The 20,294-nt window shown below is 46.3% G+C and carries 6 protein-coding genes; 4 read left to right on the top strand and 2 right to left on the bottom strand.

Annotated features, from left to right (window positions below):
• The first annotated feature begins 9 nt into the window (after positions 1 to 9).
• The 3 genes from yccS to ACF8OV_RS20160 all read left to right on the top strand — a co-directional run bounded on the left by yccS (position 10) and on the right by ACF8OV_RS20160 (position 2,995).
• Positions 10 to 2,163, top strand: a complete 2,154-nt coding sequence (gene yccS, locus ACF8OV_RS20170) for a YccS family putative transporter (RefSeq protein ID WP_005454352.1) — start codon at positions 10 to 12, stop codon at positions 2,161 to 2,163.
• Positions 2,164 to 2,452: 289 nt separating this feature from the next.
• Entirely contained in the window at positions 2,453 to 2,614 is a 162-nt protein-coding gene (locus ACF8OV_RS20165; protein ID WP_005454364.1) for a hypothetical protein, read from the top strand.
• An 81-nt stretch (positions 2,615 to 2,695) separates the two neighbouring features.
• Positions 2,696 to 2,995 (top strand): hypothetical protein, encoded by a 300-nt coding sequence (locus ACF8OV_RS20160; protein ID WP_020841972.1) that lies wholly within the window; start codon positions 2,696 to 2,698, stop codon positions 2,993 to 2,995.
• A 115-nt stretch (positions 2,996 to 3,110) separates the two neighbouring features.
• Here ACF8OV_RS20160 and ACF8OV_RS20155 read toward each other — a convergent pair whose 3' ends face one another.
• Positions 3,111 to 18,794, bottom strand: coding sequence for a retention module-containing protein (locus tag ACF8OV_RS20155; protein WP_317676211.1), 15,684 nt, complete (start codon positions 18,792 to 18,794; stop codon positions 3,111 to 3,113).
• A gap of 867 nt (positions 18,795 to 19,661) precedes the next feature.
• Here ACF8OV_RS20155 and ACF8OV_RS20150 point away from each other — a divergent pair.
• Complete coding sequence (locus tag ACF8OV_RS20150) at positions 19,662 to 19,913, top strand: YgjV family protein (RefSeq protein ID WP_005454365.1); 252 nt, start codon at positions 19,662 to 19,664, stop codon at positions 19,911 to 19,913.
• 65 nt (positions 19,914 to 19,978) lie between these two features.
• On the opposite strand, the gene ACF8OV_RS20145 is transcribed toward ACF8OV_RS20150, so the two are convergent.
• Positions 19,979 to 20,260, bottom strand: a complete 282-nt coding sequence (locus ACF8OV_RS20145; protein WP_005482124.1) for a DUF2218 domain-containing protein — start codon at positions 20,258 to 20,260, stop codon at positions 19,979 to 19,981.
• Between the last annotated feature and the right edge of the window lie 34 nt (positions 20,261 to 20,294).

The raw sequence follows: 20,294 nt of genomic DNA, 5'->3' as shown, positions 1-20,294 counted from the left end.
AGGCGCATTGTGCAAGCAGCTTCTAAATTTCGCCTCTATTGGGCAAATAAAACCATTAACTACAGCATTCTTATATTGATCACCCTGTTGGGTGTCGTTATTCCTGCTTGGTACTTCGGACAAAACACCTTGATCACACCTCTCATACTAGGTGTGATTGCCGCTGCACTAGCGGAAAGTGATGACAGCTTTATGGGACGAATCAAAGCTCTGATTCTCACGTTTATCTGTTTCGCGGTTGCGGCCTTCTCTATTGAAATACTGTTTCACACCCCTTGGCTGTTTGCCACGGGTCTGTTTATTTCCACGTTTGGCTTTATCATGCTTGGCGCAATTGGGCCGAAATATGCCAGTATCGCATTTGGTTCGTTGCTGATCGCCATTTACACCATGCTCGGTGCGCACGAAAGCACGAATATTTGGTTCCAGCCGTTGTTACTGCTAACTGGTGCCGCTTGGTATTACTTTATGTCGATGATCTGGCAAATGTTCTGGCCGTTGCAGCCGGTACAATTAAGCCTCGCGAACGTGTTTCTTGCGCTTGCTAATTATCTCGATGCCAAAGCCAAGCTTTTCCACCCAGTCACGAACCTTGCACCGCAACCAATGCGTATTGAAGCGGCTCGCCTTAATGCTGCTACGGTCACCGCACTCAATGCGTGTAAAGCAACGCTACTCACCCGTTCCAAGCGTGGTCATGTAGACGGCCCAAGTGACCGATTCTTGAATATCTATTTTATTGCGCAAGACATTCACGAACGCGTGAGTTCGAGCCACTACCGCTACCAAGATTTGGCAACGGAGTTTGAGCGTTCAGACGTGCTGTTCCGCTTTAAATATCTTCTTGAGACACAAGCGCAAGCTTGCCGGGATATTGCTCAAGCCATTCAACTCGGCAACGAATACACTCACACCGATGAGTCGATTCTGGCTTTAGCAGAACTACAAAATTCACTGGCGTATTTGGAAGAGCAGCAACAAGGTCATTGGAAGCGTTTGTTAATGCAGCTGACTTACCTGTTCAATAACCTCGCTACGGTTGAAAAGCAGCTTAACAACATCAATAACCCAGATGCCGAACGCCTAGAAGAAGACACGCTTGCCGATACTAACCCACATACGTTGAAAGCGATGTGGCAACGCATTTCGGCTAACCTTCATAAAGATTCGATGCTGTTTCGACATGCGCTACGTATGTCAATTGCGCTTACTATTGGGTACGGCATCATTCAGCTGTTTGATATTGACCGCGGTTACTGGATTTTGCTTACAACGCTGTTTGTATGCCAGCCGAACTACAGTGCGACGCGCCAAAAACTTACAGCTCGTGTGATCGGTACTTTAGCGGGGTTATTGATTGGCGTACCGCTGCTAACGTTCTTCCCTTCTCAAGAAAGTCAGTTGGTGTTTATCGTTGTTTCGGGCGTGATGTTCTTTGCATTTAGGATGAACAATTATGGCTACGCGACCGGATTTATCACCTTGTTAGTCTTGTTCCTGTTCAACCAGTTAGGTGAAGGCTACGCAGTGGTGCTTCCTCGGCTTGCCGATACACTGATTGGCTGCGCGCTAGCCGTCGCGGCTGTGATGTTCATTTTACCTGACTGGCAATCGCGAAGACTGCATAAAGTGATGTCTGATGCGATAGATGCGAATAAACAGTATTTGGATCAGATCATCGGCCAATATCGTATCGGTAAGAAAGACAACCTGAGCTACCGCATTGCTCGTCGTCAGGCTCACAATAATGATGCGACATTGACGTCAGCAATCAGCACAATGCTTGCTGAACCAGGTAAGTATCGCGCAGCCGTCGATGAGAGCTTCCGCTTTCTGACGCTCAACCACGCCATGCTCAGCTACATCTCTGCTTTAGGTGCCCATCGTACTCGCATCGAAGATGAATCCATTCATAAACTGGTTCTGGATGCTCACCGTTGTATCCACCAGCATTTGGATGTGTTGCATCAACAATTACACCAACATTGCGAAGAGTGCGATTTATCCAACATTGACGATGCGGGACTTGAGCAGCGTTTGAACGAATGGCGCGATGAGGATGACAGCTCGGCGCGTATGGTGCTTCAACAACTCCACCTTATTTATCGCATGTTGCCTGAGCTTCACTCGCTGGCGAGCAAATTTGCCGTTCGTGTGAACTAACTCGACCTTAGAGAGACTAACTTAAAGGTGCATGTGACTTAACATGCGTTCTTTATGCAATTAGGGAAGCACTTTTGCTTCCCTTTTTTAATTTTAGATAACCCGAAGTAGGTAAAATTACCTTTCATAGGAAAAGTCTTACGTATCACTTAACGCACCTTGACAATACTCGGACAAAAAACCATCGATCAAATTCTAATCTAATTCTATTGAATAAGTATGTTGTGTGGCCACGGAGGCCGTTAAACAGGACATGAAGGATAAACCTGAGTACAGCGAGGATACAGAGATGAAAGCGCAACAATTTAAAGAGCTAAAAAAGAAGCTTGGAGACCTGACAGCAAGTCAGTTAAAAACATTGCAAGGCGAAATCAGCATGACGCTGAACAAAAAGGAAAAGCCATTGCTCTCCACTGAAGAGCGTGAAATGTTATCTAAACTGTTTGTTTGATTAAGTTATTGATATAAATCACTTGCACGTTTTATAAACACTTTCTATGCTAACAGCAGCATAATAAGTGGAATTATAATCATGCCAGTTTCAGGGATTCACTCCGGTCAACAAATCATGCAGTTGTCGCACAAGATGGCGGATAAAGCTGCAAACGAAATTCAACAAACCTTCGTAAAAGGCGGTGAAGACTTATCATTCAATAAAGTCGAACTCGCTAAAAACGTGGCTTTCGCCGCGAACCCTTCCCTAGCCGCACATGCCACTGTTATCGAACCTCTTATCGAAGTTACTCAAGCCGCAAGTTACAACCGTATTGGTGCGTCCGTTGTGGAAAAAAATAACGAGGTAATTGGCAGCCTTCTCGACATTCACGTCTAAAGAAACCAAGATAAAAAATAATACCTAACTCCCTTTCCAGATATTCAAGAGCACCGAACGCTAATAAGCGCAGCGGTCAAATCTAACCGCCGCACTTTTCATTTCTCAAGTCACTTTATCCGTTATCAATAACACCTCGATTAAGAAGCGATTCAACAATCTCGTTTGAGCTTAATCCATTAAAGTCTATTGCCTGACCTAAGTTCTCAACCACAATGGTCTGATGAACGTTCGCATCAGTAGTAATGCTCAAAGAGACATTATCTGTCGTGGCATCGTAGTCCGCTTGAATATGTGCAAGTAACTCATCAATTCCTGCCATTGGGTCATTTAAATCCGCAATCACGTCTTTAAGATCGATCGTGTCTTCATTAAGCGTAAAGTCGGTGATGGTATCCACTGCACCTTCGTCAACGGTATCTTGAGTCCATTTAAAGATATCGTTACCACCGCCACCCGTTAGGATGTCTGAACCCAGACCACCGATAAGAATATCATCGCCGTCACCACCAATAATGCGGTCATCACCCGCCCCGCCGATGAGGGAAATTCCGCGATCACTACCAAGTAACAGATTATCTTCCGTTTCAGAAGAAACATCGATGTCACGGTTGTTGGACGTAACATTGATGCTGATATCGATTGGGTCTGAGAACGCTTGATCGCCATTCGATTCCGTTGAAACCGCAGTCAGCGTGATATCGTGATCACCTTGGCGCACGTTATCGATGTGAAGCGTATCAATTTCATCAGCAGGCACTGTCCAAGTCGAAGTCGCGCTATCAAAACTGATGCTCGATGTGGTTGCATCACTCGTTAGCGTTGCGCCTCTTGGAACGCCTGTCACCTCTAACGCTAAGACTTCATCCAAATCCGTCAGTGCAGCAATAATGCCGACTAACGCTACGCCCTGAAAACTCGCACTTTGGCTAGCAGTAATGCGCTGGATGTAATTAAAGTTCGCGTCAAAGGCAAGCGTCGGTTTGTCTGCCACAGGTGTCACGTTGATATCAAACGTTTCGGTGGCTTGCAGCGACGTTCCTGTGGAATTCTCGTAGTAAATTCCATTATCGTCCGCTGTAACCGTCAATGAAATAGCTGAACTGTTCACGTCACTTGCATCGACAAAAACACCGACATTTTGATCTGTCGAAGTCAACACCGCATTAAGTTGGGACAACGTCCCCATCAACACGGTTTCACCCGCTAAACCAACACCTTGCGTCACACCACTGCCAGATGGCGCGATAACACTGACATCACCTTCACTCGTGCTGAGCGAAATCGTCATGATCTCGTTCTCATGGATACCAGTGAAATCCACATCCGCTATCGTAATGCCTGATATTTTTTGACCTGCCGATTCGAAGATCGTGCTGGTTACTAATGAGCCATCAATCTCTGGAGCATCATTAACCGCTTGAACGTTCATGACCGCAGAGCCACTGATTGTGATTGGATCCGGTGCTCCATTGGTTGTGCCATCATCAGTAATGTCATAGACAAAACTCACGTCGCCGTTGAAGTTTACTGATGGTTCAAAGCGCCATTCCGTCGCGCTAATCTGCGTGATCGTTCCCGCTGATGGATCCGCAAGCGTGACATTACTGACCGCCAAGTTATCGTTTTCCGGATCGGTCGCGTTTGCCAATAGCTCCGAGGCAGTAATACTCACAGCGCCGCTGTCTTCTTCTATCGAAGAAAGCGTCACTTCCGATGTTTGAGGCGCATCGTTTACATCGAACACTTCAAAAGATGCAGAACCCGATACCGTCTTAGGATCGGATACACCATTTGTTGTGCCATCGTCCGTAATATCGTAAGTCAGCTCGACAGGGCCGTTGTAACCTGGCGCTGGCGTAAATTCCCAATTCCCTGTGGCTGAGTTAAACGCCAAAGAGCCAGAACTAGGGTCCACAAGTTGAACGTTACTCACCGTCAAGTTGTCGTTTTCCACATCAGTGGCATTCACAAGCAAATCTGATGCAGAAATTGCAAATACACCACTGTCTTCACCAATACTGGTCAAGGTAACTGGCGACGTTTCAGGCGCATCGTTCACGGCTGTAACATCAATCACAAAACTGCTGCTGTTGGTGTTTAAAGTGTCATCAACACCACTAATAACAATGCCTTCGTTACCTTGGTCATCGACTGTAATGTTCACAGTAACATCGCCGAAGAAGTTGAGATCAGGGTTGAACTCAATCAATCCTTCTGCAATGGCGGCGTTGAGATCTGCGACTGAACCTTTTAGCTCAACTGCTCCTGTACCGTCACCCTGAACCGTCAAACCATATTTCGAGATAACGTTAGCGTTCAATGCGAGATACCCGCTATCTACCGCTACATTAAGAACATACTCTGCATTCGGATTATCAAGTACCGCATCGACATCAGAGATACCGAAGCTATTTAGCAATAAGGCGTTGTCTTCAGGTGTTTCCACATCGACAACATTAACGAAGTCAGGTCTGTCGTTTACCGCTGTAACATCGACAGACACATCAAACACTTCCGCATTACCCAAGCTTTGGCTGCCGTCTAGGCCGGTATCGACCGCTTGCACTTTAAAATGAAGCGAGCCAGCCCAAGAATTGTCGTTTCTATCACCAGAGTTAAAGACGATTTGATCTAGGTCTTGAGCATTGATTTCAAGGACAAAAACACCACTACCTTGATCAACAAATGTCGTTCCATCTGGAAGTGACAAGCTCGCACCATCTGGTACGTTTGAAATCTCAACCCTCAGTGTTTCTGGATCATTCTCTTGATAATTTGCACCGTCGCCAATCGACTCTTTGTTATCCACCACCAGCGCATTCACGTTGATGGTAATGTCTTCGCCTTCGTTGCCTGAGACTTGGGTATCAGGGTTAACATCCACGTCGTCGCCAATCGGGTTAACGACTAACGTAAAGTTGCTGTTTCGCTCGGTAGGCACTTTCAACAGTTCTTCTTGAATGAAGACAGAGATACCGATTTCAACCTCACCACTAAAGTGTTTTGGCGGCTTAATTTGAATATCACTCAAGTCGATGGAAGTTTGCGTCAAGTCTTTAACTTGAACGCTCCACTCGCCATTGCCTGCGTTTTTCACAATGTAATCGGATGAATTAGACTCAACAACAAAGTCATTCGGAATGCCTGTCAGCTTAAGTGAAACAAAGCTTTCAGAGCCATCATCGTCGGTCAGACTGATCGTAACGCCAGTACCTGACTGGTTGAGTGAAATCAACGTATCTTCATCACCCGTCACGACGATAGGCTGACTTGGATCGGTTCCCGTAATTACAATGTCATCCACGACAGGCGTGACTTCAAATGTCACGTCGTCGGTAAAGGTGCGTACATCTACGTTATCGCCCGGATTGATCAATGTCGATTGGTCAAACACGGCAACGTCTGTGATTTCGCCTTCGATGTTAATTTTCACCGTATTTTGACCACCACCAACCGGGTAGTTTTCACTCGGTTTGAACAGAACGTTATCCAACGCTCCCGCTAAAATATCGGCTTCATTAAATTCGATACTCGTGCCCAAACTATTGCCATTGCTATCGACAAACTCACCCTGTGTCGTGTCATCAAGCGTCAACTTGATGTTGGTTAACGTTTCTCTACCGCCTAATGTGTTGTTGAAGCCATCTGCAAAATCGACGTTCAAATTAAGCTGAATTAATCCATCTTCATAACCAACACCATCAGCGGTTGGAACATCGTTATTGAGATCATCAACAGGCTGCTTGTTCGCATCAAGACCAAGTGTTCCAGTAATATCGACTGTGACATCTGGCGTGATGTTGCGATCCAACGGCTGGTCGCCTGCCGAGCTTGGCACGTCAGCAACTGGCAGAATTTGCACCGGAATCAGTTCTGTGGACGATTTTTCATCTGCAGAGCCCGTATCTTTAGTCACAAATCTCACTGGCAAAACGAAGTCGCCAGCATAATCTTCAGCCACGCGCATCGTTAAGCCTTCAAGGCCAACAATGTTTCCGCTTGCGTCGATATCCGCTTGGAATACGTATTTGCCGTTAATGAAATCAACGTCCGTACCGGTAATGATTAGGTCCGGCGGAATACCAGGTGAAGATGGGTCAATGACGATGGTCAATACGTCTTCCACACCATCAGGATTGATCACATCAATCTTGGAAGTAAGCTGAGCACCAAGGTCGACAAAGTTGTCTTCTGAGCCTTCAATTTGTACGTCATCGGTCACGTCAATTTCGGCCGCGACACTGGTTTGCGGGGTAAGAACCGTTGGGAACTCCAACACCACGTCCGTTTGTCTTATTTCAGTTGCGTCTTTTTCAACCGAATCTTCACCTAAGTCATTCACACGCGCGTAAATCGTCAAACCAATTTGCGATAAACCGCCGTTATCACCATTGTCAGTATCGTCGTTAGGCGTCAAATCAAGGCCAGATGGCGCTTTGATGCAGAAATTCTCCTCATCAAGGATCGTCCAACGGCCGTCACCTTCATTCAGTGCTCCAATAATGACTAGCTGGTTAAGGATGGCAGGATCGGTCGTGTGTAACTGAACAACCAGTTCAGTCACCACCTCATCCGAAGAAGCATCAAACTCTTGGTATTTAATGATGTTTGCACCAGCTTGACCGCCCGCAGAGGTGTTGATTGTAAAGTCGATTGCACCTTGCGCATCCGATTTAACAACGTCTATCGCAGTACCATTACTTTCTGTGACCAACAAGCGCGTTTGATCGCCTATCGCACCAGAGGTATCTTCCGGCTCAACAACCGGATTCACTTGAACGTGAACCGAACCAGTAATCACCGCTTCTGCAATCCCTTGTCCTGGATTTGCCGCATCAACGTACTCATGGTCAATCTCTTTCACAGTCAACGTTGTGCTCAAATCAAAGTCGGTACTGGAATCTTGTTCCAACTCAACTTGAACATAACCACTCTGCGTAACGCGAGCAGAGAAGTCTTGCTCCGATTCATTGGCTTGCGGTGTTAATGTTAACGTACCAGCGACGAGCGTTTGCGCTACACCATCCACGAACACGGTACAACTCGGAGGGAAGCCAGAAATCGTCACTTCTGAGAAGAACTCATCGGCATCTGGACTTTGGCTGGTCGTTGGTTTCCAGTCGATGTTGAAGCGCGTATCTTCGTCACCTTCCGAAACCACTGTATAGTTATTTCTTGCGTCAATCACAGGGCCAACAATCACACGAATTTCCCCAGTTGAGGTACGCGTATGACCATCGTTTTCAGTAACGATCGTGGTGGCTGTGATGTGAATATTCTCGGTAGACGATGCTTCCGGTTTAATCACAATGCCCGAGTTGATGTTTGCTTGCGTAATATTCGCTTCATAGATTGGCTGGTTATTGCCATCGTACCCAACGAACGTTAAATCGACCGAGTTGCCATCATTATCAAATATCTCAACGCCATCAGGAATGTTGGAAAGTAGTACCGTTACCGTTTCAGAATGATCGTTCGGGTTGTCTTTGAACTCTCCAGAAAGAATGCTGAACGAAATATCAACTTGGCCATTTTCATCCACAAATGTTTGAACGCCACGTACGTTACCATCATCAAACTCTTGCCAAATACCTGACTTATCATTGAGTTCAACGATTGGAATATCCGCTACGCCTTTCACATCAACAATGACGGTTTTGTTCCCGAGTGAAAGTACATCTTGCGCAGAACCTGTTGAAAGCGATGCGTTGTCTTTTACGATGCCTTCTACGTTGAAGGTGAAATCGTCGTTACTGTGCAGTGGTGGTAGCACTTCTACATTCGTCAGCTGTGACTCAGGAATTTCGTAATACAGCACATTGCCGTTGCCATCCGTCACTTCAACAATCTGTGAAGGATTCGCGCCATCGAGCCAAACAAGCGTCACGCCGTCGATAGAGAAATTCGAGATGCGAACAAACAGCTCTTCTGAACCATCCATATCCGCGGATGGTTTCATTGAAATCACTTCGCTTAATTGAAGTGGATCGTGGTCAGTAACCGGATCGACCGTATCTTGAGTGCGAGCGTTATCCTCGAAAATATTGATGCGATTAACGGTAAAGCTGCCAGCATCAGCGACCGGAGTGACATCAATGACGATGGTTTCCGTTTCTGAGCGAGCCGTTTCTTTACCTGTCAGTGGATTCACGCTCTCCGTGGTGATCGCAGTGACATCAATTTTTATTTCACCCGAGAAGTTATCAATTGGATCGACTTGAACATCGCCAATTCGACTTGCATCAACAAGGTATACCCCACCCGTTTGCGCGATGGCACTGCCATCTGAGTAAACTAGCGTTGCGTTGCCCTCACCTTGGGTAAAGACAAGTTCGTACACGATGCTTTCTGGCTTACTGCTATCTTGTGTTTGCGCGCTGATGTTCAGAGAAACGTTGTTACCATCTTCATCAACCGTGTAGTTAAAGGTACTGTTTGCCGTCCAAGTCGCGATGTCTGCAACGCTTTCCACTTGAATGTTGAGCCTGCCATTGATGATGTGGTCAGACACACCGTTATTAAGGATCTCAACTCGGATGCGTGGATCTATGCCACTATCGCCTGTCGCAAAATGGCGGTCAGGCACAAAATAGAGGTTCTCAAGCGTAACGAACTCACCATTGAATGATTGAATGACATTCGAACCGTCCAACACAACAGAGCCATTGACTGGAGTAAGTTCAATGTACTCACCATTGGCATTTCGATAATAGAACGTGCCGTTGTGCGTGCTCGCATCGCGAATCGTGATGTCGCCTAGGCTTTCATTTCTATCGAGGTCGTGCAAGTTAATCACTAGATCGACTTTCGCTGGCGTAGTATCTAGACCAGATAAGTTATCTTGCGTATTGGCATTCTCAGTACCAAGGATAGAACCGTCACGGCCTTTATCTTCGAAAGACAACACCGATGAGGTATCGATTTGTGCATTTCTGTCTGTCACGGAGATGTCGAGATCGGCGGTACTCGTATCTCCGTCACCATCGGTAGCCGTAACATGAACCGTGAAATCGATTGAAGCCGCATCGGTATGATCAAGATCGTCATTTGGTCTAAAGCTAATAGAGCCATCAGTTCGAACAATCAAACGCCCAATTTCAGTGTCAACGCCGTTTAGGGTTTTATGTACAAAAACCGTTTGATTGCTGCCGTTAAGATCAACGGTTGTCATATCTATTCCATTCTGTTTGAAATAGATACCTGAATCGTCTGCGCTAAATGAGGTCAGCTCACTGCCATCTGCACCATAATTTAAGTCGCCTTCTACAGGGTCTTGGAACAGTTGAACGGTACGCGTTCCCTGCCCTTCAACACGAGTGATGGAACTATCGTAAATCGTTGGAACATCATCTGTGATCGTCACAGGAAGATTGATACCAGCGGTATCACCATCCACATCCGTCGCAAAAACAGGCAGATTGAGCGTCAGTAAATCTTCGCCCTGAACACCATGATCCAGTACGCCTTCTAGCGTGAATTTGTATGTTCCGTCAGCATTTAACACCAGAGTAAATACCGACTTTCCATCTGGCGTTTGACCTTGGTAAGTGTAGTTGTTGTTATTCACACCAGTTTGTACGAGCGTGACCGCTTGTCCGCCTGACGTTACCCCGCTGATTGGGTTACCAGACAAATCTAACTGGTAAGAAACTATCGTATCCGCACCTTCTACGCTATCAAAGCTGCCGCTTGCCTCTAGGCTGTCTTTGCTCAGCTCTGAGCCTGAAGGCAAGTCATCTTCATCTAAGAACAACGGCGTCGCCGTTTTGATTTCCGGCACGTCATCCACGATGGTGATTGGCAAGTTCACAGATGCAGATGTATCACCATCGAAGTCAGTAACAGAAATAGGAATATCTAACGTTAGACTGTTTTCGCCCGCGCCAGCAGGATGATCCACAGGGCCCACTAACTCAAATTGGTAGCTATTGTCTTTTGCATCCAACGTTAGGGTGAAAATCTGCGTGTTCGTGCCAACAATCACCGCTTCATAGGTGCTTACACCGTCGGCTTCAGATACCAGTCTTAGTTCCACATCTTGACCATTTGACTGCAAACCAGCAACCGCGCCAGCTAAGTCAGAAACGTGATAACTGACGATTTCATCAGCGCCAGCAACAACGTTAAAGTGTCCATCTAACACTCGTAAGCCAGAAGTATCAGAGCCAGCAGGTAAATCATCTTCGTCAATCGTCAACTGGCTACTGTTATCCACCTCAGTGATAGACGGCACATCATCAACAACGGTAATTGGCAAACTAATCGTGTTCGACACATCACCATCAAAATCCGTGGCATTCACAGGGAAATCAATCACTAGCTCGTTTTCACCATTGCCATTTGGATGGTCAAGCTGAGCAAGTAATTCAAATTGATACCTATCATCTCCAGCATTTAACGTAAGTTTAAACACGATATCGGTAGTGCCTTGCACGTACGCACGGTACTCAATCACGCCATTCGAGTTTGAGTATTCAACAAGCTCTAGTGGCTGACCTGCTGACGTTAACCCAGCAACAGGTGAGACAAGATCCTCCAATTGGAAACTAACGATAGAATCTGCACCGTCAACGACATCAAAATGTCCGCCGATAATATGATCACCTTGACCATCCGACCCTTTGTTCGGAATGTCATCTTCATCAATGGACAAGTGACTTCCTGGACGAATAGCTTCAATCGTCGGCTTATCATCCAAAATAGTGACTGGCAACGTCGCGTTAACGGAGTCGTTATCGCCGTCGGTAATCACAATTGGCAGATTGATGGTCAGGTCATCAGAATTCGTCGCATGATCGAGCGCGCCAGACAATTCAAAATCGTAGCGTCCGTCTTGATGCAATGTCAGCGTGAAAATGGTGTCGCCACCAGCGGTTTTTCCGACATAAACCAAAGCATCACTCGTTGACGCTGTAGCGTCTTGAGTAATCGCGATGCTCTCGCCGCCAGAAGTAAGTGCAGGCAGTAGATTGGAATTGAGATCCAGAACAAATGAGTCGATACCATCCGCGCTGGTCACTTCAAACTGACCAGAAACCGTTAGAGGCTCCTTGGTCTCGTCTGAGCCCAGCGGCAAATCATCTTCATGCACTTGTAAACTGTCTATATTCGTTACCACGGGTACATCGTCTACCACCGTAATCGGTAACGTGAACACTGGTGATACATCGCCATCACCGTCAGTCACGGTGATTGGCAGTTCGATTATAATATTGTTTTGCTGATTGCCATCAGGATGATCAAGTGGTTTTCTAAGATCAAACTCATAGGAGCTATTTGACGCATTCAGAGCTAACTCAAACACCACTTCTTGAGAATTAACCGTGATACCTTGATAAACATTCACCCCGCCAGTACTGGACGTTAAGACTAAGGTGATTGCCTCTCCGCCAGACATTAATGCACTAACTGGCGTCGTCAAATCACTCAGTTGAATCGAGGTGACTTGGTCTGCCCCTTCTGTTACATCGAAGGTACCACCGATGATGGTGTCTTGAGTACGGTCAGTACCCTGCGGTAGGTCGTCTTCATCGACGGTCTGTTCACTACCCTGAGCCAAACCGTCGATGGTTGGTACGTCATCCACAACAGTGATCGGCAACGTGAGAGTATTCGAAACATCACCATCAAAATCCGTCGCTGCGATAGGAAGGTTGATGACGATGTCGTTTTGACCATTCGCGGTTGGATGATCGAGTGGCTCAAGTAGTTCAAACTTGTAGCTGCCATCAGAAACATCCAACGTCACTCGAAAAGCAGGTGTTGTTGTTCCATCAATAACGGCTTCATAAACGGATACGCCACCCGAATTAGAAACTTCAACGAGAGTCAGTGATTGCCCACCAGACGTTAAGCCTTGAACTGGCGTGTTCAAGTCAACGATATGGTACTCGACGATATGGTCCGCACCTTCTGTCGCGACAAACTTACCAATAATACTCGTTGGTTCATTGCCATCAGAACCCACGGTTGGCAAATCATCTTCGTCTACTGTGAGTACGCTGTTTGCGTCGATACCATCGATTGTTGGTCGATCATCAACAATCGTGACTGGAATAGTCGCGCTCGTGGTGTCGCCATCAAAATCGGTCGCGATAATAGGGAAATTCAGCGTTAGCTCATCTGCACCGATTGGATGGTCAAGTGTCCTTTCAAGAGTAAAATTATAACTGCCATCCGGTTTTACAACGAGCGTAAACACAGCATTCGCACCCGCGGTGGCTGTGTAAGTAAAACTGCCATCTGAGTTTGCAGTTTCAGTCATGGTTACGGCAATGCCTTGCGAAGTAAGCCCATCAACAGGCATCGCACTCGTATCGAGCTGATAACTGACGACACTATCCGAGCCTTGAGTCGTAGTGAACTTACCGTCTATGGAAAGCGCTTCTTTTTGATCAGAACCAATGTTGATCAAGTCATCTTCATCGACCGTAATTGGCGCAACATTTGTGATCACTGGTTGGTCATCAACAATGGTCACAGGAATCGTGGCAGAAGTGGTGTCACCATCAAAATCCGTCGCGATGATTGGGAAGTTAAGCGTCTGTTCGTCACTGTTACTCGCATGGTCAATTGGGCCTTCGAGTGTAAAGTTGTAGCTGCCATCTGGATTCACAGTTAACGTAAAGACAGGATTGGTTCCTGCGGTTGCCGTATAAGTGAAACTACCATCTGGATTTGCCGTTTCACTCAATGTCACCGCAACACCTTGCGAAGTAAGCCCATCAACAGGCATCGCACTGGCATCCAATTGGTAACTCACTACACCATCAGAACCTTGATTGGTGGTGAAGTGCCCATCAATCGATACAGAACCGTCTTGAGCCGAGCCAATCTGCGCGAGGTCATCTTCATCAACGGTGATCGCTTGAACATTGTTAATTGTTGGCTGGTCATCAACAATGGTTACAGGGATGGTTGCCGATGACGTATCGCCATCAAAGTCGGTCGCGATGATTGGAAAATTCAGCGTCAGTTCATCACTACCAGTCGCGTGATCGATTGGGCCTTCCAACGTAAAGTTGTATGATCCATCGGTGTTCACCACCAACGTAAATACTGGGTTGCCGTTGGCGGTCGCAGTGTAAGTGAAGCTGCCATCGGCATTCGCTGTTTCAACCAAATCAACAACTTCGCCGTGCGACGTTAATCCTGCTACAGGGTTCGTCGAGCCGTCGAGTTGATAGCTCACCACTCGGTCAGAACCTTCCGTTGTGGTGAACTTGCCATCAATAGAAACTGCGTCGTTTTGGTCTGAGCCTGTGTTTGACAGATCGTCTTCATCCACTGTAATGGCATCGACGTTTGTGATGGTCGGTTGGTCATCGAAGATAGTCACTGGGAGCACCGCAGAGCTGGTGTCACCATCAAAGTCCGTTGCGATGATTGGGAAGTTCAGCGTTAGCTCGTCGCTATTAATAGCGTGATCGATTGGGCCTTCCAACGTGAAGTTGTAAGAGCCATCAGCGTTCACTATCAACGTAAATACTGGATTGCCATCTGCCGTCGCACTGTAAGTGAAACTGCCGTCAGCATTTGCCGTTTCTACGAGTACAACCGCTTGGCCATGTGAGGTAAGGCCAGCAACAGGATCCGTCGAGGAATCAAGTTGATAGCTCACCACTCGATCAGAGCCTTCTGTTGTGGTGAATTTACCGTCAATAGAAACGACACCATCTTGAGCAGAACCAACTCCCGATAAATCGTCTTCATCAACCGTAATAGAATCGACGTTTGTGATAGTTGGTTGGTCATCTACGATGGTCACTGGGATCACCGCGGAGCTGGTGTCACCATCAAAGTCCGTTGCAATGATTAGGAAGTTCAGCGTCAGTTCGTCACTACCATTGGCATGGTCGAGTGGGCCTTCTAGCGTAAAGTTATAAGAACCATCTACGTTAACAATCAAGGTAAAGACCGCGTTACCACCTGCGGTGGCTTGATAAGTAAAACTGCCGTCTGGGTTGGCCGTTTCAGTCATCGTTACCGCGACGCCTTGAGACGTCAGCCCTGCGACAGGGTCGGCAGAAGCATCCAATTGATAACTAACGACACCATCAGAACCTTGCGTTGTTGCAAATTGGCCGTTGATGGAAAGTGCATCATTTTGGTCTGAGCCAATCCCCGTCAAGTCATCTTCATCAACTTGGATTGCATCCACATTCGTGATGACTGGTTTATCGTCGACGATAGTCACTGGGATGGTGGCAGAAGTTGTATCGCCATCAAAGTCAGTCGCAATTATTGGGAAGTTCAGCGTTAGCTCATCGCTATTAATAGCGTGATCGATTGGGCCTTCCAGTGTGAAGTTATAACTGCCATCCGTTTTCACGACCAACGTAAAGACAGGGTTGCCATCTGCTGTCGCAACGTAGCTGAAGCTGCCATCAGGATTTGCAGTCTCTATCAACGTCACTGGATTGCCTTGTGAGGTGAGCCCTGCAACCACATCTACAGAGGTATCTAACTGGTAACTAACCACACGGTCAGAACCTTGCGTTGTCGTGAACTGACCATCAATCGTAAGTGAATCATTTTGGTCCGAACCGATGTTCGCCAAGTCGTCTTCATCAACACTGATGGCTTCAACATTTGTGATAGTCGGTTGGTCATCGGTAATAGTGACAGGAATAACGGCGGAAGTCGTGTCTCCATCAAAATCGGTCACTGTGATCGGGAAGTTGAGCGTTAAGCTGTCGCTGTTTGCTGCATGGTCAATCGCGCCTTCAAGGGTAAAGTTGTAGCTGCCGTCTGGATTGACGGTTAATGTGAAAACCGGATTTGTCCCTGCTGTTGCCGTATAGGTGAAGCTGCCATCAGAATTAGCCGTTTCCGTCATTGTGACGGCTACGCCTTGTGAGGTTAATCCATCAACAGGTGTCGCATTCGAGTCAAGCTGGTAACTCACGACTCTGTCTGCACCTTCAGTGGTCGTAAACTGGCCATCAATTGAAACTGGGTCGTTTTGGTCAGAACCGATACCAGCCAGATCGTCTTCATCAACACTGATCGCTTCAAAATCCGTTACAACAGGCAATGAGTCAACGATCGTGACTGGCAACGTAATTTTGCTCGTGTCGCCATCAAAATCCGTCGCAATGATGGAAAAGTCCAACGTTAAGGTGTCACTATTTGGAGCATGATCAACAGCCCCTTGTAGTTCAAACGAGTAACTACCGTCACTGTTTACCTGTAACGTAAATACCGGATTGCCGTTTGCCGTCGCCATGTAGGTAAAGCTGCCGTCGGCATTACTGACTTCGGCCAACGTGATAACTTGACCGTTGGAGGTCAAACCGTTGAGCGGGTCTGAACCTGTTTCAAGCTGGTACTGAACCACACCATCTGAGCCTTGCGTGGTCGTGAACTGCCCTTCAACCAACAGTGCGTTTGATTGTCCACCATTCGAAATTAGGTCATTTTCATCTACAGTGAGAGGCTCGACATTCTCAATCGTAGGAACGTCATCTTGAATTGTGACAGGCAAAACCATGGTGCTGGTATCGCCATCAAAATCCGTCGCTGTAATAGGGAAACTCAGTGTTAACGCATCACTGCCACTAGCGTGATCGATTGTGCCTTCTAACGTAAAGTTGTATGAACCATCAACATTCACCACTAGCGTAAATACTGAGTTGCCGTTTGCTGTCGCGGTGTAAGTGAAGCTGCCGTCGGCATTTGCGGTTTCTACCAGCTCAACGGCTTCACCATGTGAAGTCAAGCCATCAATTGGATTGGTCGATGCGTCGAGTTGATAACTCACCACTCGGTCGGAACCTTCTGTCGTGGTGAACTTGCCGTCAACCGAAACAGAATCATTTTGATCCGAGCCGATGCTCGCAAGGTCGTCTTCATCCACCGTTAAAGCTTCTACACCATCAATAGAAGGCGCATCATCTTTAACTTCTATAACGATTTCTGCGGCTTTGGCATCGTTCGAACCGAGCGTCAAAGAAGAGCGGTCTCCGTCGGCATCAACGGCATAAACTGGAATGGTGAACGTTAACGATTCGTCGTTTGCGCCAGTATGATCCAGCTGTTCATAGAGGTTGAACTGATATTCGCCTTGAGACGGAGAGTCGATACTGATGTCGAATACCGTAATGCGCACACCATCAAGCTCAATATAACCTTCGTAAGTACGAACGCCGTTGACATCAGAAGTGAGTTCAAGAAGTACATTTTGCCCTTGCGATTGCAACTCGCCAGAGACATTAAATTCCGTTGGTTCTACTTCGAAGTGATCAATAATATCGCTGCCTGCGGCTGCCGAAATCGATCCGGTACCGCTAGTAATCGCGATGCCCTGTAGAGAACCTTGCTCGACGCCAGACTCATCCAAAGACAAGCTTGTGACATTGTTAATGACTGGGTTATCGCCATCAGCAATTGTAATCACAAAGGTATTGCTGACCGTATCTTGGTCGAAATCCACGATCGTCGTTGGAAGAGAAAGCGCTATCGTATCGCTATCATTCGTCTGCTCAAGCGGTTTGAACTGTTCAAATTGGTACGTGCCGTCGGTGTTTAACGTGATGCTTAATACCACCTCTCCCGTACCAGCTACGGTTAACGTGATGTTACTGCCATCTTCAGACAAGGTCGCAACCGTCGCTTGGTTATCAGTTAACAAACCATCAAATTGCGACAAACTTTCCTGATTAAAAGTGACTGAAGCCAACTGGTCACTGCCAATTTCGACAAACGTCCCCGTAATTGGCGTCGATGAAGATTCTTCATTCTCAAACGAGATGTCTTGCGGCGCTGGATTATCACCATCGATAATCGTCGTGACAAAATCAATTGGCGTACGAATGCTGTTACCACCAATATCGGTACCCGTCATCTCAAACTCAATACTGATGCGGTCACCAACAATCGACACCAGCCCGTCATCTACAGACGCAACATGGTCAATGCCTTGGCTTATGGTGGTCGTCACCTCCAACTCGATATCACGACCTAGCGAAGTCGCTTCAATTTCAATACGTAGGACTTCATTGCCATCTTGAACACCAATGATGGCATTTTGCGCTTCGTCGTATGAGAACTCGACAGCTTTACCACCAGATTGAATATCGGTGTTCAATTCGGCCAGTAGCGACTCTAGTGAAGCAGCAGATGGGACAAATGAGCTAGGGTCAAGCGGGAGATCCCCCGCCTCAACGGAGATGCTGGTTGCAATAGATTGAGGATAAGTCGTAAGGGAAATCGAACCTTCGGTTACTTCCGATTCAAGAGATTGTCCACCATCAGCAAAAATGGTGACGTTAATGTCATCGGTTTCTTCGCGATCTTGCACGCCAGTGCGTGTTGCAGAGGTTTCGAAAAACGTCGAGGCAAGCATTTCTGGGTTGTTGTATTCAACCGTCACATAGCCAGCATTTGCCGAACCAGACGCATCGCCACCAGCGGCCGTTGCTTCAAGAATTGCCGTCGGGTCGGCACCTTCCAAAATCGCTTGTTGGATAGCAGCAACATCATTTGCGTCAAAATTAGCACTATCAATCGCCGTCGGGTCGAAAGCAATTTGGCCATCAACCGGGGTTTGAACCAAAGTTTCCGGTTGTTCTGATGAAGGCTCGGGAAGACACGCGACACAGTTTTGGTCGACAAGATAGAGCTCGTTATTGATTAGAACATCCAAAGACGCATTGTTTTCTGTGACAATGACATCCCCTGTATTTAACGCATCTCCGGCGCTTACCACTCGGATCTTACCTGTAAGATCCAATACCAAAACTTCCCCTTTGACAGCATTTACAATCGCATTTTGCGGCACGGTTTGCGTACTCATCTGACCTCCGCTAATGGCCAACGTTTCCCATTAACCTATTGCATAGTTTTTAGTTGAATATATGTGGTGTTTTGCACATCGTTGGTTGATTAAACTAACTATCAACTCATTAAACAATCGACTTATTGCGTTCCACATCCCAAAACAAGTGAAAGTTACTATCTGTCACAAAAATGGGACACATATCCTAGCGGCGCAATATCAATTAATTATATGAAATGCGTCACTTATTTCTAAACAAGTGTAGTCGGTCTGATAAAAAACGGAGTTATCAAAGTCACTTAACTAAAAGCGATACTGCCAGTTGCGATCAAAAGCGGTAAAAACGCAAACAAAATACTGTAGAGACTTGAGCGAGTTGATAACTTTATTAGTAAGGGAGAAGAAAAGAACGTCACAATTAGATACTGAACGAGATAAATAGGTTGGAAAAACAGGGCTAACATCATGTGTAAAGCCATGTGCAAACCTACACACCATGAATTAGGTTTTGTCCGAAGCGCAACAGCGCATAAAACAACTAAACTAACAGAAAAATACATCATAAAAACGACACAAATAAAAATAATTCTCATTTGCAATATTAGGATAATATGCCCATGTATTCAACTGCGTTTGAGCTATCAATCCCATCGTTATTATCAATCAACATAATAAGTAAAGTTATCAGTAATTTTCTCCCTAAACGTTTGCGTAATCGCTAACCTTCTCTTAACCTTGATTTGAGGCTTTCATCACGGTTTTTCCATTGATATAGTACGGCCAATACAAAAATAAAGACCATTCGAGGCATGGAGCTTCCTCGCTAATCTCAAGATGAGAAGAATTGGTACCGACAAATTCGGCAGATTTAAAGAGGGTCAAATAATGGAAATGAATATGGTTGAGATTTTAGGCTACGCAGCTTCAATCATGGTCGCAATTTCGCTAACTATGAAAGATATTGTTAAGCTTCGTATCCTTAACTTTATCGGCTGTGCACTGTTCACTGCTTACGGACTGATGATTGATTCGTGGCCAGTAGTGCTAACAAACGGCTTTATTGCATGTGTTAACGTGTACTTCCTAGCTAAAATGCAGCAGGAAAAAAAAAGCCTAGAGCCTGAAAAAGCCCAATAAAACTCGTATTTTGAAAGGCCCGCAAGTCATACACTGCGGGCTTTTTTATTGTCTAAAATTCGTTTTTATCGAATCCAATCAAGCTCGAGCGTCTCTCTACGTGAAAACATTTCGACATGCGATTCGATAATGCCCTTCACTTGCTCCAACTGCTTTTCAGAATCCGCTTCACACGCAATAATGAGGCAGAGCCCATTTAAACTGAATTCTGCCTTTCCAGCAGGGAATGTTACCAAGCCACTTTGTTCATCCCACGTTGCAGGCACTTTACGTGCAAAATGTCGGCATAGCGTCACTAAGTATTTGCTCGCGTGTTCACTTTCAATCTGGGTCGTTTCTTTGATCATAATGTCACTTTGCTTATTCGTGTAAAAAGGCCCT

This window comes from Vibrio sp. GLN_1 (genome assembly GCF_043106015.1).
GTDB classification, from domain to species: Bacteria; Pseudomonadota; Gammaproteobacteria; order Enterobacterales; family Vibrionaceae; genus Vibrio; species Vibrio parahaemolyticus.
Note: the sequence above shows the minus strand (reverse complement) of the source record. Positions and strands in the feature narration are given on the sequence as shown.